Source organism: Undibacterium sp. RTI2.2, assembly GCF_035018705.1.
In the GTDB taxonomy this organism is placed as follows: Bacteria; Pseudomonadota; Gammaproteobacteria; order Burkholderiales; family Burkholderiaceae_D; genus Undibacterium.
Window position 1 is genome coordinate 23700 of record NZ_JASJXN010000020.1, and the last position, 25617, is coordinate 49316.

Annotated in this window: 21 protein-coding genes; 12 read left to right on the forward strand and 9 right to left on the reverse strand. The window is 46.5% G+C overall.

Going from position 1 to position 25617, the window contains the following annotated elements:
• Positions 1 to 523 precede the first annotated feature (523 nt).
• From QN395_RS12445 to QN395_RS12460, 4 genes are all read left to right on the forward strand, one after another.
• Positions 524 to 1813, forward strand: a complete 1290-nt coding sequence (locus tag QN395_RS12445) for an efflux RND transporter periplasmic adaptor subunit (RefSeq protein ID WP_322119884.1) — start codon at positions 524 to 526, stop codon at positions 1811 to 1813.
• A 3-nt stretch (positions 1814 to 1816) separates the two neighbouring features.
• On the forward strand, positions 1817 to 4933 hold the full coding sequence (locus QN395_RS12450) for an efflux RND transporter permease subunit (protein ID WP_323492115.1): 3117 nt from the start codon (positions 1817 to 1819) through the stop codon (positions 4931 to 4933).
• A gap of 284 nt (positions 4934 to 5217) precedes the next feature.
• Positions 5218 to 6465 carry an SGNH/GDSL hydrolase family protein gene (locus QN395_RS12455; protein ID WP_322119882.1) on the forward strand — a complete coding sequence of 416 codons (1248 nt, stop codon included), beginning with the start codon at positions 5218 to 5220 and terminating at the stop codon, positions 6463 to 6465.
• A 161-nt stretch (positions 6466 to 6626) separates the two neighbouring features.
• The gene (locus tag QN395_RS12460; RefSeq protein WP_322119881.1) at positions 6627 to 7343 is read left to right on the forward strand and encodes an OmpW/AlkL family protein; all 717 of its coding nucleotides are present in this window, start codon (positions 6627 to 6629) and stop codon (positions 7341 to 7343) included.
• A gap of 160 nt (positions 7344 to 7503) precedes the next feature.
• Here QN395_RS12460 and QN395_RS12465 read toward each other — a convergent pair whose 3' ends face one another.
• The 3 genes from QN395_RS12465 to QN395_RS12475 all read right to left on the reverse strand — a co-directional run bounded on the left by QN395_RS12465 (position 7504) and on the right by QN395_RS12475 (position 9765).
• Positions 7504 to 8475, reverse strand: a complete 972-nt coding sequence (locus QN395_RS12465; protein ID WP_323492114.1) for a GGDEF domain-containing protein — start codon at positions 8473 to 8475, stop codon at positions 7504 to 7506.
• Positions 8476 to 8584: 109 nt separating this feature from the next.
• Positions 8585 to 9451 (reverse strand): HDOD domain-containing protein, encoded by an 867-nt coding sequence (locus tag QN395_RS12470; RefSeq protein WP_322119879.1) that lies wholly within the window; start codon positions 9449 to 9451, stop codon positions 8585 to 8587.
• Positions 9448 to 9765 carry a hypothetical protein gene (locus tag QN395_RS12475; protein WP_323492113.1) on the reverse strand — a complete coding sequence of 106 codons (318 nt, stop codon included), beginning with the start codon at positions 9763 to 9765 and terminating at the stop codon, positions 9448 to 9450. The genes QN395_RS12470 and QN395_RS12475 overlap by 4 nt, the downstream gene beginning before the upstream one ends.
• A gap of 224 nt (positions 9766 to 9989) precedes the next feature.
• Between QN395_RS12475 and QN395_RS12480 the strand changes: the two genes are divergently transcribed.
• Entirely contained in the window at positions 9990 to 10646 is a 657-nt protein-coding gene (locus tag QN395_RS12480) for a DUF1345 domain-containing protein (RefSeq protein ID WP_323492112.1), read from the forward strand.
• Between the two features lie 77 nt (positions 10647 to 10723).
• Here QN395_RS12480 and QN395_RS12485 read toward each other — a convergent pair whose 3' ends face one another.
• Positions 10724 to 11272, reverse strand: a complete 549-nt coding sequence (locus tag QN395_RS12485) for a hypothetical protein (RefSeq protein ID WP_322119876.1) — start codon at positions 11270 to 11272, stop codon at positions 10724 to 10726.
• A 415-nt stretch (positions 11273 to 11687) separates the two neighbouring features.
• Between QN395_RS12485 and QN395_RS12490 the strand changes: the two genes are divergently transcribed.
• Together QN395_RS12490 and QN395_RS12495 are read left to right on the forward strand one after the other, a co-directional pair.
• Positions 11688 to 12926 (forward strand): nucleoside recognition domain-containing protein, encoded by a 1239-nt coding sequence (locus QN395_RS12490; RefSeq protein WP_323492111.1) that lies wholly within the window; start codon positions 11688 to 11690, stop codon positions 12924 to 12926.
• A 190-nt stretch (positions 12927 to 13116) separates the two neighbouring features.
• Complete coding sequence (locus QN395_RS12495) at positions 13117 to 13551, forward strand: hypothetical protein (RefSeq protein ID WP_323492110.1); 435 nt, start codon at positions 13117 to 13119, stop codon at positions 13549 to 13551.
• 67 nt (positions 13552 to 13618) lie between these two features.
• Here QN395_RS12495 and QN395_RS12500 read toward each other — a convergent pair whose 3' ends face one another.
• The 4 genes from QN395_RS12500 to polA all read right to left on the reverse strand — a co-directional run bounded on the left by QN395_RS12500 (position 13619) and on the right by polA (position 20464).
• Complete coding sequence (locus QN395_RS12500; protein WP_322119872.1) at positions 13619 to 15415, reverse strand: M14 family metallopeptidase; 1797 nt, start codon at positions 15413 to 15415, stop codon at positions 13619 to 13621.
• A gap of 18 nt (positions 15416 to 15433) precedes the next feature.
• Positions 15434 to 15802: a hypothetical protein gene (locus tag QN395_RS12505; RefSeq protein ID WP_322119871.1), complete on the reverse strand. Its 369-nt coding sequence runs from the start codon at positions 15800 to 15802 to the stop codon at positions 15434 to 15436.
• Between the two features lie 199 nt (positions 15803 to 16001).
• Positions 16002 to 17321, reverse strand: a complete 1320-nt coding sequence (locus QN395_RS12510) for a TRZ/ATZ family hydrolase (protein ID WP_323492109.1) — start codon at positions 17319 to 17321, stop codon at positions 16002 to 16004.
• Between the two features lie 326 nt (positions 17322 to 17647).
• Positions 17648 to 20464: a DNA polymerase I gene (gene polA, locus QN395_RS12515; protein ID WP_323492108.1), complete on the reverse strand. Its 2817-nt coding sequence runs from the start codon at positions 20462 to 20464 to the stop codon at positions 17648 to 17650.
• Positions 20465 to 20477: 13 nt separating this feature from the next.
• On the opposite strand from polA, the gene QN395_RS12520 reads away from it, so the two are divergent.
• The 4 genes from QN395_RS12520 (at position 20478) to QN395_RS12535 (ending at position 24043) form a co-directional block, all read left to right on the forward strand.
• Entirely contained in the window at positions 20478 to 21215 is a 738-nt protein-coding gene (locus tag QN395_RS12520; RefSeq protein ID WP_323492107.1) for a TIGR00730 family Rossman fold protein, read from the forward strand.
• 393 nt (positions 21216 to 21608) lie between these two features.
• Entirely contained in the window at positions 21609 to 22112 is a 504-nt protein-coding gene (locus QN395_RS12525) for a hypothetical protein (RefSeq protein ID WP_323492106.1), read from the forward strand.
• Positions 22113 to 22142: 30 nt separating this feature from the next.
• Positions 22143 to 23123, forward strand: coding sequence for a homoserine kinase (locus QN395_RS12530; protein ID WP_323492105.1), 981 nt, complete (start codon positions 22143 to 22145; stop codon positions 23121 to 23123).
• Positions 23124 to 23131: 8 nt separating this feature from the next.
• Complete coding sequence (locus QN395_RS12535) at positions 23132 to 24043, forward strand: BPSS1780 family membrane protein (RefSeq protein WP_322119865.1); 912 nt, start codon at positions 23132 to 23134, stop codon at positions 24041 to 24043.
• A 24-nt stretch (positions 24044 to 24067) separates the two neighbouring features.
• Here the strand turns inward: QN395_RS12535 and QN395_RS12540 are convergent, their stop codons facing one another.
• Positions 24068 to 24526, reverse strand: coding sequence for an OsmC family protein (locus QN395_RS12540; protein ID WP_322119864.1), 459 nt, complete (start codon positions 24524 to 24526; stop codon positions 24068 to 24070).
• Between the two features lie 653 nt (positions 24527 to 25179).
• On the opposite strand from QN395_RS12540, the gene rplM reads away from it, so the two are divergent.
• Entirely contained in the window at positions 25180 to 25608 is a 429-nt protein-coding gene (gene rplM, locus QN395_RS12545; RefSeq protein WP_322119863.1) for a 50S ribosomal protein L13, read from the forward strand.
• Positions 25609 to 25617: the final 9 nt, after the last annotated feature.

Sequence of the window (25617 nt, forward strand, 5' to 3'; positions counted from 1 at the left end):
CGTACAAGCAATTGCATTAATGCAACAAACACTAAGTCGTCTAACTATTTTTATAACGGGTGTGTTTTCAAATTAATGTGGATTTACGCAAAACGGAAACTATTTGCTGTGATTGTGCTTGAACTAGTGCATCGGATGAAAAAACTTAAAACATCTCACCACAAAGACATGTGGGAAAACAAAGACAGAGAAAGCTCTGATTCGCTGTCCTCTCAATTTTCTATTTGCCTCTGTGTTCCAATTGTGAAAGGTCTGCCTTTTGCATAAGTCCTAATAGTAATGGTTAAAAATCATGATTTGGCTTGGCATTCTTGTATTTAGTAGCTAATGCGGCAGTTCGACTAAAGAGTTTTTATATATTACTTGGAGCATTGCGAACTTATTTTAATACCAAGAGTCTGAGCAAGGTAGACAGCCATTATAAAAAACAAGAGCAGTTCTTCGCAGTGTCAAAAGTGTCTTTGTCCTTCCAATAAAAATACCTGCTTCAGTAATTGATGTCCGGGTAATAAAAGATCAGATCATGAAAATAGATAATAGTGCTAATAGTGGGAACAGCGTCAACATTTTGTCACCCCAGCAACCCTCTCAATTGACACGCTGGCGTATGCCATTAGCAGGCTTGTTCTTAGTGGTTGCTATCGGTGGTGGTTGGATGATGTATGCAAAAGATATTTCGAAAAATGCCAAATCCTTGGGTAATGCCGATACAAAAAAAGAAGTTATTTATGAGTTGGCGCCTGTTGATGTGACCAAAATCACTACCCGTTCCCTGATGGTGAATTTGCCGATTTCAGGATCTCTCATGCCTGTAAGCCAAGTCACTGTGCGGTCAAAGGTGGCAGCCGAGGTACATGAGACATTGGTGCAAGAGGGTATGCCGGTACGAAAAGGTCAAATCATTGCGCGTTTTGATGGCGCTGATTTGCATGCGCGTTTGAGCATACAAGATGCGGCAGTAGATGAGGCACAAGCACGTTTGGCGTTAGCGCAAAAAAACCGACACTCTAATGAAGCTTTACTAAAACAAAGTTATATCTCACAAAACGCGTTTGATACTACTCAAAGTAGTTTGGATTTAGCACATGCCAGTTTGAAGTCTGCCTTGTCGCAGCGAGAAGTAGCGCAGATTGCCGTGGCGGATACACAAATTAAATCGCCAGTCGATGGCATCATCAGTAAGCGTAGCGTGCAAGCTGGCGACAAGGTATCGCCTGATACCGCCTTATTTAATATCGTCAATCTGGCGCAGTTAATTTTAGAGGCCCAAGTACCTGCGAGTGAGATTCCACGTGTCAAGATTGGTCAAAATGTGAGCTTTGCCGTCGATGGATTCGGTACTCGCTCTTTTATTGGAAAAGTAGCGCGTATTAATCCATCTGCCGAGGCTGGTTCACGTTCGATGCTGGTGTATGTAGAGGTCGATAATGCCGATGGCGCTTTGCGAGGGGGCATGTTTGCCAAAGGTAATCTCACTTTAGAAAAAACTACTTCTTACCCTGTCATGCCATTGGCCGCGATCCGTCAGCAGAATGGTAGCGACGTAGTCTATAAAATAGTAGGGAATCAAGTTCAGCAACAAGCCGTTAAGCTGGGTTTGCGTAGTGAGGATGAAGGCTTGGTACAAGTGTTGCAGGGGCTAGAGCCAGGTGTTCAGGTTATTTCTGCCAAGTTAGATAGTATTAAGCCAGGTAGTAAAATCCTGTTGCCAAAAACTGCAAACTCTGCTGAGATCACAAATTTGGCACCAGATTTAGCACCTGCTTCCGCGGTAGCCGCCACTTTAGCGACTTCCCCTAAATCCAAAGGCTAAGCCATGTGGATCACCAAAGTCAGTATTCAAAATCCTGTTTTTGCGACCATGATGATGGTGGCGCTCGTCGTTCTGGGACTTTTTTCGTATCAAGGTCTGGGTCTGGAGCAGATGCCGGATGTGCAGTCTGTTGGTGTCTCGATTCAAGTTCAATATCCTGGCGCTTCGCCAGAAATTGTCGAAAACGACATCACCAAACCAGTTGAAAGCGTAGTCAATACCGTCAGCGGTGTTAAGCGAATTTTAGCCAGTTCGTTTGAAGGCCGCGCCACTCTTTGGGTAGAATTTCAACTATCGGTCAATCCAGACAAAGTGCTACAAGAAGTGCGGGATAAGATTGCCCAGATTCGACCAAGCTTTCCTAAAGATGTTAAAGACCCATTTATCGTGCGTGGCGGCAGTGACGGTAACGAAAGTCCCGTTGTTGAAATGTCAGTTAGTTCGCCCACCAGAAGCTTACGAGAATTATCGACATTAACAGATCAAGTCATTTCTAAAAAAATACAAAGCGTACCTGGAGTAGGGCGGGTAGATGTGCGCGGTGCGGTGGTGCGTCAGGTGCAGGTTAAGTTGAGCCCGGATCGGATGGCGGCGAACAATATCGGCGTGAATGAAGTGTTGACTGCGATCCAGGTAACCAATCAAAACATTCCGGCTGGCTTGATCACGCAAGGGGCTAACGATCAATTAGTCCGGTTAGAAGCTAAGATCACTGATCCACGCGGCTTCAATAAAATTATTGTCGCACGTCGAGCTAATGCCCCAGTGTATCTGGAGCAAGTCGCGGATATTCAAGACGGTGAGCGCGAGGAATTTTCTATCTCACGGGTCAATGGAGTACGCGCAATCAGCATCTCGGTCACAAAAATTCAGGATGCCAATATTGTAGAAGTTGGCGGCGGGATTATTGATGCGATTGCAGATCTGCGTAGTCGTCTACCAAAAGACGTCATCATTAATGTCAACTACAACAATGCGGATAGCGTCAAACAATCTTTAAGTGGTGTTAAGGAAACCATACTTGAAGGTGCTGCTTTAACGATACTAATCGTATTTTTATTTTTACATTCATGGCGCAGTACGGTCATCACCGGCTTGACTTTGCCTATCTCGGTTATCGCTACTTTTATCGCGTTAAAGGCTTTTGGTTTTACGCTGAATTTTTTGACCTTGATGGCCTTGTCACTTTGTATTGGCTTGTTGATTGATGACGCGATTGTGGTCCGAGAGAATATTGTCCGTCATCTGGGAATGGGTAAAGGACATAAAAAAGCAGCAGAAGACGGCACGAATGAAATCGGTCTTGCCGTGATGGCGACGACTTTTGCTATTGTCGCTGTCTTTGTACCAGTCGCATTTATGAAAGGCATGATTGGCCGCTATTTCTTTCAATTTGGTATTACCGTGACTGTTGCGGTATTGGTTTCTTTATTCGTGAGTTTTACACTCGATCCAATGCTGTCGTCCGTTTGGCATGATCCGGCAGAGGGACGGTTTAAACGTTTGCCCTGGCTAGAACGGATAATGGAAAACATCGAACACGGCATTGATAAGCTACATCATTTATATGGCCGAGTATTACAACTGGTATTGCGCAAACGTAAAACCACTTTGGCGTTAGCTTTCAGTTTATTTATCGGTAGTTTTTTCTTGCTACCGTTTATCGGTTCTGAATTCGCTCCCGAAACTGACAATAGCCAGATTTCACTGAATCTCAAAACACCTGTTGGCTCTAGCCTGATCTATACCAATGAAAAAACTATACAGGTCGAGGCAATACTAAAACTGATGCCAGAAATCGTCACAATGACCACAAGCGTTGGTGTCGATGGTGAGCGCAATACGGCACAGATTAATCTTAAGTTGACGGAACCTCGGATTAGTCATCGTAAGCTGCAGAAAGAAATTGAATCAATGATACGTCAACGTTTGAAATCTGTGCCGGGAATCGAGCTTGGCGTAGGGTTTAACAAGCCAATTTATGTAGCGATTTTGGGGCCGGATGCGGATAAATTGCAGGGTGTGATTGATCAGATAATGCTGAAGATTGGCGCGATCAAAGGAATTGCTGATTTAGAGAGCAGTTTGACTGGTGCCAATCCTACCGTATTAGTAAAAGTGAATAATGAACTGGCAAATGATCTGGGTTTGTCGGTACAACAAATTGGATCAGCTTTACGACCTTTTGTTGCCGGGGACACGATAGGTCAATGGCTTGCTCCCGATGGGCAAAATTATGAAATCAATGTGCAGTTACCAAAATCGGGACGGCAAAAAATTTCTGATCTCGGTGATCTATCGCTTGCCAGCAGCCGGATTGACGCAAACGGCAAACCGATCATGGTGCCTTTACGTCAAGTAGTCCAATTTATCCCTGGTACCAGCCCGCGTGTTATTAAGCGTCAAGATTTGCAACGTCGCGCCGCTATATATGCCAATGTAGAAGGCCGTGCGGCTGGCGACGTTGGAACTGAGGTGCAAGAATTGGTTAAAAAAATCGAACTGCCACCTGGTTATCGGTTTGACGTAGGTGGACAGACTAAAGAGATGCAAGATTCTTTTAATTCTGCTTTGGCCGCATTGGGAATTGCAGTTATTTTTATTTACCTGATTTTGGCATCTCAGTTTGGGAGTTTCTTACAGCCGTTGGCGATTATGACATCCTTACCATTTTCCTTAATTGGTGTATTGTTTGCGTTGCTGATTACCGGCAGTACCTTGAATATTTTCTCGATTATTGGTTTCATTATGCTGATGGGTTTAGTGACCAAAAATGCGATTTTGTTGGTCGATTTTATTAATCAGTCGCAACGACAAGGGATGTCACAGTACGACGCAATTTTGGCCGCAGGTCAGGTTCGCTTACGACCAATTCTGATGACCACACTGGCAATGATTTTTGGTATGTTGCCGATGGCAATAGGTTTGAGTGATGGTGCTGAGTCGCAGGCACCTATGGGCAGAGCAGTTATAGGGGGGATTATCACCTCCACGTTGCTTACCCTATTAGTTGTACCTATTACTTATACTTATCTGGATAAATGGGGGCGGCGAGCATCTGCTTACTTGGGTAGAGGTAGTAAAGAAACTGTTACAACTTTATCGACTGATCCGGCTTGACCAGGAATTATCGCTTTGCAATAATCATGTCCTTGTTCAATTTCTATACCCAAGTGAACCCGACGGCTATTATTTGGCACGTGCATTTGATTTGGAAACAGAATTAATTTGCTGCACCGCAAAGGTTGTTTAGAGGACATTAGAGTACGTTGTTTTTTCAAGAGTGTTTACTCTAATATTGTAACTTTCTCTATTCATCTAATATACGTGATGACATACTAGCCACGCGGTGACTAGCACGACCGTTCACTTTGTTATTAAAAATATTTCCATTAGGAGACAAAATGCGTCAATCTAATTTTGCACTGGCATTGCTCGCGGCTGCCGTTCTGGCCGGCTGCGGTGGCGGTGGCGCTGGTGATCAAACCACTAAAATCAAATTCAGCTCACAAGTATCATTTGGCGACAGCTTAAGTGACGTTGGTACTTATGCGGTTGGTACAGTAGCCGCATTAAAAGGTGGTAAATACAACGTTAATGACGTTGATTCTACCGGTAAAAATAACGCAAAAAACTGGACAGAGTTAATGGCTGCGCAATTAGGTTTGCCAGCACCATGTCCTGCACAAACAGGCTTAAACGGTTTGGCGTCACAAGGTTTTAGCGTTCCAGTTGTCAACCATGCTGGTTGCACTTCTTATGCTCAAGGTGGCGCACGCGTAACAAACCCAGTTGGCCCAGGCAATAAACTATTAGGTGGCTCCAACGCAGTTTTGGGTCAGTTGACCGTGCCTGTTGTTACTCAAATCCAAAACCATCTAGCTTTGAATGGCGGTAGTTTCAAAGGCGACGAAATCGTATTCGTAATGGCTGGTGGTAATGATGTTTTCATTCAACTTGCTACGCTATCTAGTGGTGCAACTGCTGCTGCAACTGCAGCGGTCACAGCGGCAGTTCCTGGACAAATTGCACTCGATATAAAGAGCGGCAAGTGCGTTCCTGCAGATGCGCAAGCTAGTAATTGTCAAGCAGCCGCTATTGCTACATTGACGCCAACAGTAGGCGCAGCAGCAGCAGCAGCGTATGTGCAAACCAATGCACCTGTTGTTGTTACGGCGATGGGTACTGCAGGAGCAGAATTGGCCGGCTACGTCAAAACTTTAATCGTTGGCAAGGGTGCAAAATATGTAACTGTTGTCAATTTACCCGATATTAGCCAAACACCACTTGGCTTAGGTTCTGATACTGCGACTCAAGGTCTGATCAGCACAATGGTCACGACTTTTAATGCTCAGTTAAGAGCGGGTTTAGATGGTAACGCTAGCGTTTTGTATGTTGATGCATACACAGTCAACCGTGACCAGGCTGCAAATCCTGCCATCTATGGTTTAACAAATGTTACTACCCCCGCTTGTGATTTGAGCGCTGCGAAAAATGCATTAGGCTCATCGCTCGTATGCAACAAGTCAAACACAATTTCAGCAAACGTTGACAACTACGAATATGCGGATACTGTTCATCCGACACCCTATGGTTATCTGTTATTGGCGCGCTATGTTTCTAAAGAAATGGTTGTTAGAGGGTGGTTGTAAGCGCTCGTGATTGAGCGTAGAAGAGTGGATTCCGCTCTTAAATGCTGACCAACTCAAGCAATGCCGATAGTAAAACCAGCTTTGTAATTCAGACTATCAGAATCTGGTTGTAGTGGTCAGCGGCGCTAAAAAAATAACCGAACTATTTAGATGGTGACATCATGTGCCATCAATCAAAAGGATTAGGAGACAATATGAGTAAATGTTTCAAAGGTGCGATTAATTTTGCGGCGGTGATCTTAGCACTTACAGCTAGTGCCGCAGCCTCTGCCCAAAGCGCAGGCACATGGTCCGCTAAAGTTGGTATTAATCAGCTAAAGCCAAAAGTCGATAGTGGTGATCTAAGTGCTCCAGCTTTGCCAGGTACAAAAGCAGATGTTGGAACGGACACCGAACCCGTTTTTGTCGGTAGTTACATGATTACCGACAACATTTCCGCTGAATTGGCCCTTGGTGTTCCTTATAAGTTTGATCTAAAAGGTGCGGGTGCGATTGCTGGTACTGGAAAAATTGGCACAACAGAGGCGTTGCCGCCAACTATTTTTGTGCAATACCGTTTTTTCGAACCTAAATCTACAATTCGCCCTTATGCCGGACTTGGTTTGACCTACTCTTATTTCCAAAAGGAAACAGGTTCTGGTCAAATGACAGCGTTGACTAATACTGGTAGCCCAAATCCAACGACATTTAAAATGGATAACAAGTTCTGTATTACGACGCAGTTAGGTGCGACCTATGCCATTAACGAAAAATGGTTTGCTGACTTCGCCTTGACTAAGACTTTCTTGAAAACGACGGCACATTTTTCAACTGGTCAAACGCAAAATATCAAACTTGATCCACTTGGAATTAGTTTTGGTGTGGGTTACCACTTCTAAGCTTTTAGAGCTTAAGTCACTATTATTTATCTGACTTAGTTTCGCTTGTATGTGTAAAAAAAGCCGCTGATACAAACTTTATCAGCAGCTTTTTTATTAATGTTAAGCCTGTTAAGTTTAGTAACAATCAAACCTAATTACTTCAAGGAAACGCGTAGTGTTAAAGCGCAACTCTATCTCGTCCTTGTTCTTTTGCGCGATACATCGCCGCGTCAGCTTTGGAGATCAAAGCCGTTGCGTCTTCTCCCTTTTCTAAGCTGGCTACACCAAACGATCCGGTAATATGCGGCAGCGCTTTATGCGTATCTGCAAATACTTTAGTTTTACGCAGTCGATTGCAAAGACGCTCTGCAACCAGTAGCGCAGATTTTTGATTGGTTTCAGGCAAAATCACTATCATCTCTTCACCGCCGTATCGCGCTGCAAAGTCAGTAGGGCGTAATCCAGCATTCATTACTTTGGCAGCGCTTTGTAGCGCATCGTCACCTACTAAGTGACCGTAATCATCGTTAAATCGTTTGAAATGATCAAGGTCTACCATAATGATACTCAGCGGATTGCCGCTTGCGTGTGCGCTTTCCACCATATTTGGCAACTGACTATTTAACCAGGCGCGATTATGTAATCCAGTCAAACCATCAACCATAGAAAGCTGACGATAAAATTCACCTACTTTTTGCCGGTTACGAATTTGTGCATTGGCTGCGCGGATACGGAAAGACAGTAGCTGCAATAAATTTTTTGCGACACCATTCGACTCATCAATCAGTCGCCATAAAGTTTCAGCTTCTATCACCAGCAACTCACTATCGGCCAAGGCGCTGATAGTAGCGGAATGAATTTCTTCATCTAATACCGATATTTCGCCGACACATTCACCCGGCAGATATTGGGTAATTGCGGTTTCTAATTGATTGCTGTTGGCGTCTTGTCGCGTGATTCCCAGTACGCCTTTAAGTACAACATATAATCGTGCACCAGAGCTGTGAGCATCCAAAACGACCTGTCCTGTTCTGGCTTTAACTACGGCGCAGTATTGAATAATATCTTCAATTAACTGATGGTTTTCCGGAGAAATATCGCGGAATAAATGGATGCTCTCTATTGGATAATCGGCATCACCGAATTGCATTAACTGTTCCAAAATGGTTTTTTCCAAGTACATGAATTTCTATCAAAAAACGCTAAAATTATGTTACGACCATAGCTAAAACAACGTACTAAAAGTAACTCATTACAAGCTACAATAAAATACCGTCTAAGGCCTCAAAACGCATTTCAGTCTCGCGGAATATCGCTAGATAATCTGATTTATCTAAGCCTAAGGTGTTCCATGCCATCTGTGATATTAACGGTACCAGATCATCCTCTACCTGGCTGATATCTAACGCATGGACGATTGCATTTGCCACATGCACAATCGCCGCAATCGAATTGAGTCCTTCTATTTCTGGATCATGATGTCCGCGAATCGCATCTCGGATCGCTTCAGAAAATTGCCAATGTTCTGCTAGTGCCAAACCTGCGGTGACATGATCAATATTCATGACTGCATGCTCTGCCTCCAGCAAATAACAATCTTCTTGTTCTCTATACAGAATCGCTTGCTCATATTGTGCTGGAAAACGCGTCACTAAAACCAGTCTGCCAATATCGTGCAATAAGCCCGCGGTGTAAGCAAAATCGTGCTTCATCGAGAGCGTGCGTGAGATAAGTTCAGCGCATTCTGCCGTCGCCACGCTATGTCGCCAAAATGCCTGAAAATCAAAGTTCCTGCAACGTGACGTTGGAAAACTATTTGCGATTGCCGTGAGTTGGATTAAATTTTTTATTTGCCTGATACCCAGCATGCTGACAGCCTGTTGCAATGTCACTACTTTAGAATTGCTGCCAAACATTGACGAGTTTGCTAACCGAAGCGTGCTGGCGGTCAGTGACTGGTCGTGCGACACTTTTTCTGCAATCGTGTCCAGACTAATATCATCGTCATTTAAATTGGACAACATTTCTTGCGCCACTGCGGGCAAAGTCGGCAAAGATTTTATGTGTTTAATTACATCAATTAAGAGCAAATGCTGGCTGCTGGGTGAGGGTTGATCAGGGGTCATGGCGTTACATCGCGATAGGCGCGCATATAGTCAAACAAGATCGTCGTTGGCGCATGACCATGTGTGTGTCTGAATAATTGATTAAGACGTTCCAGCTTTGCTTTTTGGACACTCGCATCATCGACCTCGGGCAAGTCGTCTGCTATCACCGACAATTGTTGAACATGATGCTGTGCGATAGAAACTAACATCGACTCCGACAAGGTCACGCCTGCGGGCAGCAAAACATGTCCCTGCTTGTCAAGCAAATCAGCCGCTAGCACTCTGCCGGCAGTGATTTTTGATAGAGGTAAATATTGGTGTCGCTTAGTCATAATAGAGATTTGATGATGTCTTTAGTGCAATAAATTTTCACCCGACGCACATGATTTTGTTTTTCCTGATAGCACAAGCTCTAATATACTACGGCAGGTATGTTTGAGTGGAAACATCCGCATTTACTTTATCGACATTACTTATCTGCCCACTGTTATATTATTTGCCTCGCACTAATGCGCGCTATCGCAACGACGTTTTTCAAGAATGCCTTATTTCTCTTATGTTCTCAATTAAAAATTTTATACATACACGCCCCCGGTTAAGCCTGACATTCTTTTTAGGTTTGCTATTCACGTTTCTACTTCCCGCTAATTTTGATTGGATGACCCGCGCACTATTTGGCTGGAACGTCGCCGTATGGGGATATCTGATTTTGATGGGCTGGTTGATGAGCTGCGCGAATCACGACAGTGTCAACAAAATTGCCCAGCAAGAGCATGAAGGTGCGGTCGCTATTTTGGTGATTTTGTCGGTCGCTGCAACTGCCAGTCTGGTTGCCATTATTTTTGAATTGTCGAATATGAAGGGACTATCTGCTGACATCCGTTTTCTCAAATATATACTCACCGCAATGACGGTATTTGGCTCCTGGTGTTTAGTGGCGATGATTTTTACGTTTCATTATGCGCTAGTGTTTTATCGCTCACCCAAAGGACATCCCGCTTTACGTTTTCCCGATGACGAAAAAAATCCTGACTACTGGGACTTTCTATATTTTTCATTCACCATCGCTATGGCAGTACAAACATCGGATGTCAGTGTAATGACACGCCAAATGCGTAAGACGGTATTAGGACAGTCCGTATTAAGTTTTTTATTTAATGTCGCGATTGTCGGTTTCTCAATCAACATCGCAGCCAGTCTGGTCGGTAATTGACTCTATTCCTGACGGCGATGCTGACACTGGTCCTTGAACATTGTCTGCCAGTTGTGCGTTAGTTAGTTAGTTATAAATTACCGACTATGGTAACGCTCGTCACCATGTTGGTTAGTATCATGCCGATCACGATAATTGTCGCGGTCATCATGCTCATGGCGCTCATAGCGGTGATCGTCACGGTAGCCGTCCCAACGACCATCCCGGTGATCGTAGCGGTTGTCATAGTAAGTGTGTTGGTAATGCGCCGTGCGCCATGGCTGACCGTAAGTTTGCTCCACATAAGCGTGTTGCATATAAGGGCGATCAGAGCCCAACACCACAGGTACGCCACCAAGGCGCAGATCAACATTTAAATAGCCAGGTAAGCGCGCACCTGCTTGCCAATTCCCGCCATTCGCCCAAAACCAGTTGCCATTATTGGGTGAGTAATACACGCGTTGGGCTGGGTAATACACATAGTTATAGTTACGAACTACTTCGTGTCTGTATTGTGGTTGATGCCATCCACCGCGATTCCAATCACGATCTTGTGCAGAAGCCGTGCCGCTGATACCTGCGCCAACAACAAGAACACCGAATGCAAGCGATTTTGCCAGCATGTTGAAAGAAGTAATAGTACGCATGATGAACACCTTTTCTTTAATTTAACTACACCTCTACAACGAACTGAGCAACAAGAAAGCTGACAAAGATGTGTATTTTTCTCAAAAAAGATGCAACAAAATGTATCTGACTATAAGCTGTTGGCGGTGATAACCGATACGCTTCACCGTCTTTATAAAATGTGGAAACCGATTTGTAGTCATCAAATCAGCGATCAATTTAGATATCAATGCAGATCGAAAAATTCAGGCGATGCCCTTGTGTTTCATGATACAAAGTGCTTGTATGGGTAGCGCTAAATCTGAGCTGAATTTGGCACTTGAATGTGGCAATAGAGTTTTTCAAATGAAATTATTTTTAGTTTTTTGATTAGCTTCCAACATCACTTATCAACATAATTTGGCAACATAACGTCCCAACATTACGACTCAAAAAATGGCACTCAACTACATCTGGACCGGATTTTTTTTCATCAGCTTTATCGCCGCGCTAGGACAATGGTTGTTGTTGGGTGATGCCGAAATATTTAAGCGCATCATCGACGGCACGTTTGAATCCGCCCGCATCGGCGTGATGGAAATTGCTCTGCCATTGGCAGGCATCATGACGCTCTGGTTGGGTATTATGAACATCGGCGAGAAAGCCGGTGCGATCAACTTTATTGCCAGGATCATCGCACCATTTTTTCAGCGTATTTTCCCAGGTGTGCCCAAAGATCACCCGGCCAACGGGCATATGGTGATGAACTTTTCTGCCAATTTATTAGGGCTAGATAATGCAGCCACCCCCTTCGGCTTAAAAGCCATGGAAATTCTGCAAAGCCTAAATCCAAATAAGGACGAGGCCAGCGATGCGCAAATCATGTTTTTGGTCCTGCACACTTCCGGCCTGACGCTGATACCACTGGCGATCATGGCGCAACGCGCGGTCTTGGGTGCGCACGACCCTTCGGATATTTTTATCCCCTGCATGATCGCTACTTATGTCGCTACCATCGTTGGTCTAATCGCGGTCGCCATCAGACAAGGTATTAATTTATTGAATCGTGTTGTCTTGGGCTGGCTCGGCGGGATCAGTGCCTTTATTATTTTGTTGGTCTGGTACCTTAGTCAATGCATGAGCCGGTCCGAGATTGAAGTCTTTTCTAAACTCAGCAGCAATCTTCTGCTGTTCGGTATCATCGTCGGTTTTATGCTGGCAGCGATGCGCAAGCAAGTGAACGTGTATGAAGCCTTTATCGAAGGTGCCAAAGGCGGCATACAAACCTCGATCACCATCATCCCGTATTTAGTCGGCATGCTGGTTGCGATTGGCACCTTGCGCAACGCTGGCGTACTCGGATTTGTTGTCGCCGGATTTAATTGGGTCTTCTCGCACCTTGGTATCAACACCGACTTTACGCCCGCCTTACCAACTGCATTGATGAAGCCGCTCAGCAGTAGTGGATCGCGCGCTCTGATGGTTGATGCGATGAAAACCTATGGTGTCGATTCCTTCGTCGGTCGCCTTGCCTGCGTGTTCCAAGGTTCTGCCGATACTACGTTTTATATTGTCGCTCTCTATTTCGGATCGGTCGGCATACGTAAAACCCGCTATGCGATTTCATTCGGTTTGCTCGCCGACTTTGCTGGCATTGTTGCAGCGATTTTTGTGGCATATCTATTTTTTCACTAGATCAATTTTTAATACAGTGAATAGAATGTTGTATGCATAAATCAATCAGGAGTCATAGAGCGTAAATGTATATACTCCTGGTATGTATTTTAATTTGTCCATAGATTATTTGGACAATAGAGCATATTTATGAAAAATAAGGGGGAGTATATGGTTTTATTATCCCCGTAAGCAAAAAAAGGAAGCCAGCATGTCAGAAGAAAACAATACCTCATTAGAGCAAGAATGGGTTGTCCTGCAAAATAATATCGAAGCCTTAGAACGTAGCTGTCTACTAACCAAACTTTGTGCCGTCGCCTTGTTTATTGCCACTGCCGTTTTTAACTTTAGTGTAGCGATGATCGTCGGATTATTATTGTTGATGTGCCTGCAGGAAGCCATCGTCAGGACTTCGCAAGCGCGTCTGAGTAATCGTATTCTGCGGATAGAAGCGATGATGAAGCAGCCGCCTCAAGAGGATTTTTCCGCCTTCCAATTACATACCGAATGGTTGAAAGAACGTAAAGGCGTAGTTGGCTTATTAATGGAATACGCAAGTCAGGCACTACGCCCGACGGTTGCGTTTCCGTATGTGTTGCTGGTGGTATTTAGCTTTGCTTTGAATTGGGGGCAGTCGCCATATTGATGTCATTGCTTTAGCTGCAATCCCAACTCATTAATTTGTTTGAATCTAATCCATTACTGAGAGCCCGTCACTGCGGTACCAACGCCGTTCTAAACACCGGATACAAATTAAACCGTTCGTCCCAGGAAGAATGTCTGCGCGCAAAAAAATTTAATCTGGCGACAGAGTTTTTTGCGAAGCTGGCATCGCTGGCGAGGCGTTGTTCAAATTCTTTTCGTAATGCCGGGTCTGCGGCTAATTGCTCACGGGCGACTTCTTCGGCGACGTAGGCTTCCATATATTCTTTACGTTCGAAGGCATTATTAAACCAGCCCCAGTTGACTAGCGCATCGGGTGCGCTGGGCTCGAACAATTCGATAACTAATCTGGCTTTGGCTTGGGCGATGGGTACAAACAGACTGCCTGGCGCCAGCGTACGTTGTTCGGTTTTCCATGCACCTTTTAGCGTAAGTATCTGGTGGCCTTCAAATGATTCGGCAGTGAAACTGACTTTATCTGCACGCAGGCTTTCTATCCTTGCGCTGTCTAGTCCAGATTTGAGTACCCGGAATTGGATGCCGTGTTGAGTCAGTTTTTGTGCGATGGCATCTGCATACGCGGCGCTGACCAGGTAGCCTGCCTGCGGTGCGGTGACGATGTTTTTGGGCACGATCTCATTACGTAAGGTCACATTCCAGATTTGTGGTTTGGTCTCATCATAGCGTGTCATCAGTGCGCCAGAGATAGTCGATGGTGTTCGCTCGTAAGCATAGCCGCGAAAGGCGATAGGGATGGTTTTATCAGTAGTGGCATAGCTGACGACCACTTGTTTGCCCGCCAAGGTGGCGGCTCTTGCATCGGCGGCGATGGCTAAATTGCGCCATTCAGCACCGTGCAATGCAATCTGATTGAATACAGAAATGATGGTGTTGTGCGTGATGCGGACACGGGTTGGATAGTCTTTCCAGGAATGCGTTTCTACCAGCATTCCATAGCGATTGCGTAATACAAAATAGCCATGTGAAAACCGGGCTGTCGGTACATTATCTGCAAAGCCAGAGAGCGGATCATCCTCTTTTTCAAACGACATATAAAACGGTAATGGCAGAGAACCTTGCTTTGCCAGATCGGTAATCACCGCATCGCGTAGCTGTTTGCCAGATGCCCGTAAGTTGGTGTCGCCAGAATTGACCGGCTCTACTTGTATCGAAATATCATGTTCAAATTGAGCGCCGTCGGTCACATGCAAATCAACCGTGGCAAGTGGATCCCACTCATTGATCAGCTTAAGCATTGCCTGCATTTCGGGGGAATCGGCTTTAACGTAATCCCGGTTTAAATTGAAGTTTTGTGCGGTCGTGCGCCAGCCCATTTCTTCTGGCCCTCGCTGATTTGGCCGGTTCCATCGACCAAAGCGTTCATGACCATCGATATTAAATACAGGAACAAAAATCAGTACCTGCTTATCCAGTGCGCCTTTGGCAGCAGTGTTTTCTAAAGCCTCGCGCAGCGCTAAAAAACCGGCATCTTTTCCATCAATTTCACCCGCATGTATTCCACCCTGTATCAGCACGACAGGAATATTGCGCTGCTGTGCTTCTGTTGCCGTCAATGCCCCTGTGCGTGAGGCGATCAGTGCCAGCATCGGACGACCTTCCGGTGTACGGCCAAACTCAGTGCAGCGCACAGCAGACGGATAGGCTTTCTGGAATTCTGCACAGAGCGCGATGACTTCATCATAACGTCCTGTTTTGACGAAGCCAGAACGTTCAGAGAGTGTAGTCAGATTATTCTTAAGCGGTGCCGCGCTATTGGCTGTATTGCTTGTAACAGATAACGTAGCGACGGACAGCAGGCAAAACAAGAGGCGTGAAGACATCAACATCAGATCACTTTCTGGGAGTTATTTTTTAGGTGCAGAGGATGTGTTAGTACATGTGTTGATGCATTGAAGATTTTTATCGTCGCATGCCCGATAACGCTCTAATTTGCGATTCATAAAATCCTTATTTGCGACTTCTTTATTGCGGATCCTATCGGCTAAGCGATCATGGTTTGAGTCATTTGGATTTCTGCTACCTGATGATGCGGTGATCATTGAGTCAGTATCAAATTTTGTTTGTGTATCTGCGTTGGCGCGGCATTCTTTTTTCTCAGATGCACAAATGGATTTACAGAGATCCGAGTCACCTGCATGCACAGCCGATGCTGCTATGGAAGCGCTGAAGGAGATGAGAGAAATTAGAGCGAAGCGGAGGGAGATTTTTTTCACAGACTTTCCTCTGATTTAGAATATTTGCCGTTGTTACTTATTGCGGATCAGTTGCTAAGCTTGTTCGGTAGGTAGCGTAAATTGGGCGATGTGAATAAGTTTTTAGTAGTAGAGCGCGCCATGCGCACCGCTGTGCAATTTGATCTTGCTATACAAAGCTGTTGGTGCGGATGGCACACCCTACAGATAACCGTTGTTTTTATACCGTAGCAACAGCGATCTTTTTCTGCCACCAACGTGCCTTATCTAATAACTGATCCATCTGCAAATCGCAGAATACTCTGTCGCTCATCAGACACTTGCCATTGACCCAGACGTGGCTGACTTGTTCTCGCCCAGCGGCGTAGACTATTTGCGATATCGGATCGAACAGAGGTTGCGTTTCTATTGCGGACAAATCAATGGCGATCAGGTCAGCTTGTTTGCCTGCGACCAGGCTACCGATTTGCTGATCCATGCCCAATGCTTTGGCACCAGACAATGTTGCCATTTCCAGTGCGATGCTGGCATTGAGTGCGGTTGGGTTGCCGGATTGTGCTTTGGACAGCAGCGCTGCCATACGCAGATCACCTAGCAAATCGAGCTTGTTGTTACTGGCTGCGCCATCGGTACCGATACCAACCTGAATACCCGCTGTTTGCATATCATGCACACGGGCAAAGCCAGAGGCGAGTTTAAGATTGCTGGCAGGATTGTGAGCGACATGTACACCTTGTCTTGCCAGTAGCGCGATTTCGGCATCGTTGGCATGCACCACATGCGCAGCGATCAGGGCAGGGCTTAGGAGTCCTAGCTGATGCAAGCGCTCTAGCGGACGCATGCCGTATTGTTTGAGGCTGGTATCGACCTCGTCCTGAGTTTCATGAATATGGCAATGGATATCGATACCTAGTTTTTCAGACAGCGCAATGATTTTGCTAAAAGTCTCATCGGCTACGGTGTACGGTGCATGCGGCGCAAGGCGGAAGCTGATGCCGGCTTGCCCGACAAATGACTGACGTGCAGCCAGCGCTTTGCTGATGTATTCATCGGCATCATTGGCATATACCGTAGGGAATTCTAAAATACTGCAACCAACAATAGTGCGCATACCGGTGTGCACACCAGCGCGCGCCACCGCCTCGTGGCAGAAGTACATATCGTTGACCGTCGTTGTGCCACCACGGATCATTTCCGCCATCGCATGCACGCTACCATCAAACACAAACTCATCCGAGACATGCTTCTTCTCTGCTGGCCAGATGTGATGGTTAAGCCAATCCATCAAAGATAAATCGTCCGCCAGACCGCGCAGCAAACTCATCGCAGAGTGGGCGTGCAGATTGATCAAGCCAGGCAGTATGGCGTGCTCTGGCATCTCCAGATGCTTCGCGCTGGCGTATTGCTGGCGCGCCTGATCTGCAGGTAACACCGCAAGAATTTTATCGTCTTGCATCACCAAGGCGTGTTGAGTCAACACGGTGGCGCGTGGCTCAACCGGTATCAGATAGTGCGGATAAAGGCAGGTGATTTTTGTCATGGGATTAGCGTATTAGCTTATGTAATTACCGTTGATTATAGCGGGATGACGAATAACTTATGGAGCTGTAAGTAACATATATTGCGTGTCTGTTGGTAGGTTTATTTACCTTGGTTAACTCACCAAGTAATTTTAAGTATCCCAAATAATAATGCGGCTGTTGGCACGAAATACTTCCAACAGCCGCATTATTATTAGGGTACTGATTTCGGGACGGTCTAAAAAATCTTTGCTTGAGCTGATTGCATCGCTTTATTGCAAATTCGGCCCGGCGCTCCATCTAAATCAAAGGGTTTCTGGAAGTTCCGCTTCAGCTTATTCCAGCTTTAATGCGCCTCTTCCCAATTATTTCCCACGCCAACTTCCGCCAATAACGGCACTCGTAGTTCTGCCACATTCGCCATCAATTCCGGCAATTTTCGTTTAACCAATTCCAGTTCTGCATCTGGTACTTCCAGCACCAGTTCATCATGGACTTGCATGATCATTTTGGATTTTAGCTGGTCGGTTTCTAGCCAACTTTGTACTGCGATCATGGCGAGTTTGATCAGGTCGGCGGCAGTGCCTTGCATCGGGGCGTTGATCGCTGCGCGTTCTGCGCCTTGGCGGCGGGGGCCGTTGGGGCTGTTGATTTCTGCTAACCAGAGGCGGCGGCCAAAGACGGTTTCTACATAGCCTTGGGCTTTGGCTTGGGTGCGGGTGTCGGCCATGTATTGGGCAACGCCTGGGTAGCGTTGGAAGTATTTGTCGATATAGCTTTGGGCGGCGCTACGTTCTATACCTAAATTGCCTGCCAAGCCAAACGCGCTCATGCCATAGATCAGACCGAAGTTGATGACCTTGGCATAGCGACGCTGTTCGCTGGTAACTTCTGGCAGGGAGACGCCGAAGATTTCTGATGCGGTGGCGCGGTGTACATCTTCGCCAGCGGCAAAGGCATTCAGCAGGCTGGCGTCGCCGGAGATGTGCGCCATGATGCGGAGTTCGATTTGCGAATAATCGGCAGAGACGATGCGGCTACCGGTCGGTGCGACGAAGGCTTCGCGGATGCGGCGGCCTTCGGCGGTACGGACGGGAATATTTTGCAAGTTGGGGTCGTTGGATGCGAGGCGACCTGTGACGGCGACCGCTTGTGCGTAGTTGGTGTGGACGCGACCGGTGCTTGCGTTGACCATCTTTGGCAGCTTGTCGGTATAGGTTGATTTGAGTTTGGCCAGTCCGCGATATTCGAGCAACACTTTGGGTAGCGGATAATTTTCTGCCAGTTTTTGTAAGACTTCTTCGTCGGTCGACGGCGCACCGGAAGGCGTTTTTTTGACGACGGGCAGACCCAGTTTGACGAAGAAAATTTCACCTAATTGTTTGGGTGAATTTAGGTTGAAGGGTTGCTCTGCCAGCTCGTAGGCTTTTTGTTCCAACTCAAGTAAGCGGATACCAATTTCATGTGATTGTGTGGCTAATAAATCTTTGTTGATGAGTACACCGTTGCGCTCGATTTTTTGCAATACGATAGAGGTGGGCAATTCGATCTCGTGATAAATACGGGTGAGTTTGGCATCGGGTTCTATCTGTGGCCACATCGCCAGATGGAGTTGCAGCGTGATATCGGCATCTTCTGCCGCGTATTGTGTAGCGCGCTCCAGATCAACTTGATCGAAACAAATTTGCGACGCACCTTTGCCACAGACTTCTTCAAAGCTGATAGTTTTTCTGCCTAGATGGCGCAAGGCCAGGCTATCCATGTCATGCGATTTGTGCGATTCAAATACATAAGATTCCAGCAGCGTGTCGTGTTGTATCCCCATTAAATGAATACCGTGATTAGCGAAGATATGGCTGTCGTATTTGAGGTTTTGGCCGACCTTGGGATTGCTGGCATCTTCTAACCATGGCTTGAGTTTTGCCAGCACCACCTCGCGGCTGAGTTGCGCCGGCGCGCCGGGGTAGCTGTGTGCTAGCGGGATATAAGCGGCTAATCCCGGTTCGCAACATAAAGAGATGCCGACCATTTGCGCCGTCATCGGCTCTAGCGACGTAGTTTCGGTATCGACAGAGGTGAGGGCGGCTTGATTGATTTTTGCCAGCCATTGATCCAGCGCGGCTTCGGTCAGAATCATGTCGTACTGAGTTACTGCGGGCGCTGCCGGAATTTCAGCAGGGCTGGTGACTGAGGCTGTAGAAGAGGCTGCAGAAGTCGCGTTGCTAGCCTCATCGCCAAACAAGCCCGCTTGTGCGTTGTTTGTATTGGATGCTGTTTTGAGTGGCGTTGCACCGGCAGTTGGATCGCCCGATAATTCACGCAGCCAGCTTTTAAAACCATAGCGTGTGAAGAAGGCGAGCATGGCTTCTTTGCTCTCTTCTTTGGCGACTAGCGATTCGTCGATGGAAATATGCTGTGCCGACAAGTCGCAATCTGTTTTGACGGTGATCAAAACCCGGCCTTGCGGCAACCAGTCTAATGCCTGACGTAGGTTGTCGCCAACGACGCCTTTAATCTTATCGGCATTGGCAATGACGCCATCGAGACTGTCATATTCTGCCAGCCATTTAACGGCAGTCTTTGGTCCGCATTTGGCGACACCTGGTACGTTATCGACGGTATCGCCAATCAAGGTGAGGTAATCGATGATGCGGTTTGGCGGTACGCCAAATTTGGCGATGACACCAGCTTCATCGAGCTTCTCATTACTCATGGTGTTGATCAGTGTGACATTGGCGTTGACCAGTTGCGCCAGATCTTTATCGCCGGTCGAGACGATGGTGTTCATGCCGCGTGATGTTGCTTCTACCGCGAGGGTGCCAATCACGTCGTCTGCTTCAACGCCTTCGACCATTAGTATCGGCCAGCCCATGGCAGTGACGGCTTCATGAATGGGGACAATTTGCAGGCGCAGGTCGTCGGGCATCGGTGCGCGTTGTGCTTTGTATTCTGGATAGAGGTCGTCGCGAAAGGTTTTGCCTTTTGCATCAAACACGCAGGCGATGTAGGCGGCCGGATAATCGTAGCGTAATCGGCGTAACATATTGATCATGCCGTAGATCGCGCCTGTTGGTTCGCCTTGCGCATTGCGCAGATCGGGCATGGCATGGAAAGCGCGGTATAGGTAGCTGGACCCATCGACTAATAACAAGGTTTTTTGCATAAGGATAATGGTAATGAGTGACAGCGGAAAAAGGATATTGAAGTTGCGCCAAATGGTCAACGGCGAAAAAGCCACGGCGCTCAAAGCGCGCGAATCTTGGCATATGTTCACGATTATGGCAGAGTTTATTGAGTCTACCGAACGTCTCTCGGGCGTCGGTCCCGCCGTGACGATTTTTGGTTCTGCCAGAACGCCGGTTGAGCATACTGATTATTTGATGTGCGTCGATCTGGCGCGGCGTTTGTCGGATGCCGGTTTTGCGGTGATCTCTGGCGGTGGCCCGGGGATTATGGAGGCGGCTAATAAAGGTGCCTTTGAGGGTACATCGTCATCGGTGGGCTTAAACATTGAGCTACCGCATGAGCAGAAAAATAACCCCTGGCAAAATATCTCGCTGACCTTCTGGCATTTTTTTGCACGCAAAGTCGCCTTTGTAAAATACGCCGATGCTTATGTGGTTTTCCCCGGCGGTTTTGGTACCTTGGATGAATTGACCGAGGTGCTGACATTGATCCAGACCGGCAAGACGCGGCATATTCCGGTGATTTTGGTCGGCAGCAGTTTTTGGCGTGGCTTGCTGGATTGGATTAAAACCCAGCTAGTCGGCAATGGCACCATAGACGCAAGCGATTTAAATCTGGTGCAGTTGATTGATGAGCCAGCCAATATTGTGGACGCGATTTTTGCGTTTTATGAGGCAAGAGATATTGAACCTTCGGACGAAGAGCGGCAGAAAATGCTGTATTTGTAGTGCTTGGTATTAGATCGCTAACAGCATTAAATATGGTAGATACTGCGTGCGTTGCGGGTTGCATTGCTGGCTAATGTGTTGATTCGATAAAATATATACTCCATATTAGTATATTTAAGTATCTATAGATTAATTGGTCTGTAAGGCATATTTATGAAAATAATGGGGGAGTATATTTATTTTGGTCTGTTATTGGCATTGATGGCGGTTGCTCATATTGCTATCCTAGTTCTGAAATATGCCAGGGTTGTCGGCTTGAGTTAGGTACCTTGATTATGGTCTCTTGGTATTTTTGTCGTTTAAATCCTTGCCAGATAATCTGGATATAACTGTGAGTAGTTGCAGCCCTTTGCTACAATGGCAGCACGATTCCACAAGCCTGAAGCGACTATCATGAAAAAATTTTCCAAGCCATCTACGCTCGTTTTGTTTTGCTTAAGTGCAGTAATTTTGCCATTTAGCGCAATAGCACAGACTAAGCCAGTCTCGTCAGCCCCGCCTTCCGCTGCATCAGTAGCATCTACGGCAGTACCTTTAGAGCGCATTGAAGAAGCGCCAGATAGTGGTGTCAAACTGATTAAACCGGGACCAAAGGCCAGCACGCCAAGCAAGATCGTAGAAAAGCGTGCGGTGGGCGGTAAAGTGACAGAGGCTGAAGTGACTGCTGCTGGTAGTAAGTACACCATCAAGGCCAATCCAGAAATTGGCAATGCACCCCGAGGCACAGTACAAGGCGATGCAAACCGTGGCGCGCAGTGGAAGATAATGGAGTTCGGGGGCAAAAAAGAAGCAAAAGAAGTGGAAGAGATTCCTACTTTGCCTCCAGCACCGAAAGTCTCTTCACCAGCGTCTTCTGCGGCGACAAGCTCATCGATAAATTCAGCCACAAAAAAATAATTCATAACAGCCTCACACTCTTTTCTTGATATGGCAGTATTTACATCGGTAAGTCTGGACGATCTCCGTCCGTGGATGACGCAGTTCCCATTGGGGAACGCGTTATCAATTAAAGGTATCGCCTCGGGTATTGAAAACAGCAATTTTTTTATCAATACCGATGCAGGTGAATTTGTTCTGACGATTTTTGAAAATCTGAGTTTTGAACAACTGCCGTTTTACCTCAAGTTAATGCGCCATCTGGCAGATCGTGGTGTTTTAGTGCCGGCACCCATTGCAAACGATCAAGGAGAATTGGTCTCTTCCTTGCATGGCAAACCAGCAGCAATTGTCAGCAAATTAGAAGGCAGTTCGCAAATGGCACCCGCCGCATCCCATTGCGCAGAAGTAGGTGCAATGCTGGCGCGTATGCATGTGGCGGCCAAAGATTTTGAAATACGCCAGCCTAATTTGCGCGGTCTTGAATGGTGGAATCAGACTACCCCCGCGGTATTGCCGTTTTTATCTGAGACTAACCAGCATCTGCTGTGCGCAGAGATGCACTATCAAGAGACATTTGCCACTACCGCGATTTATAAAGCATTGCCGGGCGGACCTGTGCATGCAGACTTGTTTCGTAATAATGTGATGTTTGACGGTGAGCGGCTGACAGGTTTTTTTGATTTTTATTTCGCCGGTTGCGATACCTGGTTATTTGATGTCGCTGTAACGGTCAACGACTGGTGTATTGACGTAGCGACTGGTGAGCTGGATTTGCCCAGAGTCCATGCTCTACTGACTGCCTACCATGCGGTGCGAGCATTTACTGCAGATGAGCAAATTGCCTGGCAGCCGATGCTACGCGCTGCGGCGCTGCGATTTTGGTTATCCCGATCTTATGATTTTTATTTGCCGCGTGACGCTGAAATGCTGACGCCGCATGACCCCGGCCATTTTGAGCGTATTCTTCGCCTGCGTGAAGCCAATAACGCTCCTCCTTTACCGATCCCTGTACCCCTAGCCGCCACGTAACACAAACAATGAATCAGCCTAATGTAGAGTTATCCCCCAATTCCAATCCCGCGCCAATGATGGGGTGGGCTTGGGTTAAAGCTGGATTTCAGCTTTTCCGTAAACAGCCTGTAGAAATGTTGACGCTGTTTTTTGCGTATATGTTTTTGACGATGGCAATTGGCCTGATTCCCTTCGTCGGGCAGTTTTTGCCGATGATACTGGTGCCGGTTTTTTCCATGAGTTTCTTACAAGCTTGTCGCAATATCGAAAACGGACAAAGAGTTCATCCTAATCTTTTACTGCTGGGTTTTCGTTCGCCTGCATTTTCTCGGTTGCTGACGCTGGGTTCTCTTTATCTGCTTGCCGCGATGCTGGCAATCGGCGCATCGACTTTGGTTGACGATGGGGCATTCTGGAATTATCTGACGACCCAAAAACCGATAGACCCAAAAGACACTCAAAGTTTGCCGGATCCCGGTATGTTTTGGGGCATGCTGTGTTCCGCAGTGGTGTATATCCCCGCATTAATGGCATTTTGGTTCGCTGCGCCGCTGATCGTCTGGCAAGAAATGGGCTTGGGCAAGTCCGTGTTTTATAGCTTTTTTGCGGTACGCGGTGCTGGTAAGGCGTTCGTGATTTATGGATTGTCCTGGTTATTAATCGGGGTGATGTTACCAACCGTATTGAGCTTAATCATCGTCCTTATCGTAGGCAAACCAATTTTAGGCGTGATTATTATGTTGCCGGTATCACTGATGTTGACAGTGGTGATGTACTGCTCATTTTATCCGACGTATATTTCGATTTTTGGCAGGCTGCAAGACAAACCAAGTAACGCCGTCGATCAGGTCACAGACGCTACCGCAAACACTGCACCAAAGGAGCCAGCAGAGCGCGATTCTGCCGACCCTGATCATACTAAGCCCGGCGGAAATTAAAGCCTGGCAATTAAAACATCCAGTTTAAGCCACAAGCTGCGCATGCTCTGAGGCTAAGTCCAAGTCCTCAATGATTTCATAGGTGTGTGTCATCGCAGCAGTTTTCTCTAGCATGATTGAGGCAGAGCAATATTTTTCATGCGAGAGTTTAATCGCGCGCTCCACCAAGTTAGGTTTCAAGTTACGACCGCGAACGATAAAGTGGAAATTGATCTTGGTGAAAACCTTAGGCTCGGTTTCTGCCCGCTCTGCTTGTAATTTGACTTCGCAGCCACGTATATCTTGTTTGCTTTTACGCAATATCAACACCACATCGTAAGCAGAGCAGCCGCCAGTCCCTAGTAACACCATTTCCATCGGGCGCGGTGCCAGATTGCGACCGCCGCCATCGGGCGCGCCATCCATCATGACGGCATGGCCAGAGCCCGTTTCTGCTAAAAACGACATACCCGATAAACCAGTCCAACGTACCGTTGCTTCCATGTGCTACCTCCAAAATATAGGTTTTACGCAAAACTACTCCGGCTGCGTTGTAGCGACTAGTCATACTTGCGTACTGCCTCAGTCACTAAGCTTTGCAGGAACAATTTTGCGTAAGCCCTAAAATAATATAACCAGGGCATCATTGTAACGCAGCGCTAAGTTTGGGATTTCTCCGTAAAAATAGTAAAAAATGCTGCACATAATCATCACCCCAGTCCGATAATCAGAAATAAGTGCTTCTGCTATAAAAAACTTGTAAAAAAATGAGTTTAAAAGGCACTATTTTTAAAAAATTTACATAGATTATCTTGCACTGCACAATTTATTGTTCTATTATTGACTCATCGGTTATTTAAGTATTGCTTGTAAGTAACCACGCAATTGTCTCCTCTGCCTCCTTAGGTGGATTCAACCCGAAGCCAAGTCTTCGGGTTTTTTTTGTTCATTTTTTGTGCTTGGTTAATCAAGATATGGCCGATCTATTTGCTCATTTTTTAAACAGTGCTTGCACTAAGTCCTTGAAAATACTATAATTTCCGACTCTCTGTTAGCCCAAGAGGGAAGTTACAAGGGAGAGTCTGTCAATTAATTGTAGGCAGAACCACCAAAGTACCAAGAACACAGGGCGTTTTTAACTCTTACTAGGATTCATCATGAAAACCTTTTCCGCAAAAGCACACGAAGTGCAGCGCGACTGGTTCGTGATTGACGCGACGGACAAAATACTCGGACGTGTTGCCAGCGAAGTGGCACTCCGTTTGCGCGGCAAACACAAACCTGAATTTACTCCCCACGTTGACACGGGCGATTTCATCGTCGTAATTAATGCAGGTAAACTGCGTGTTACAGGTACTAAAGCTCTGAATAAGACTTACTACCGTCACACTGGCTACCCAGGCGGTATCTACGAAACTAATTTCCAGAAAATGCAAGCGCGTTTTCCAGGCCGTGCACTCGAGAAGGCAGTTAAAGGCATGTTGCCTAAAGGCCCACTCGGTTACGCGATGATCAAGAAGCTGAAAGTGTACGCTGAGGCAACTCATCCGCACACTGCGCAGCAACCTCAAGTACTCGACATCTAAGGATTAGCC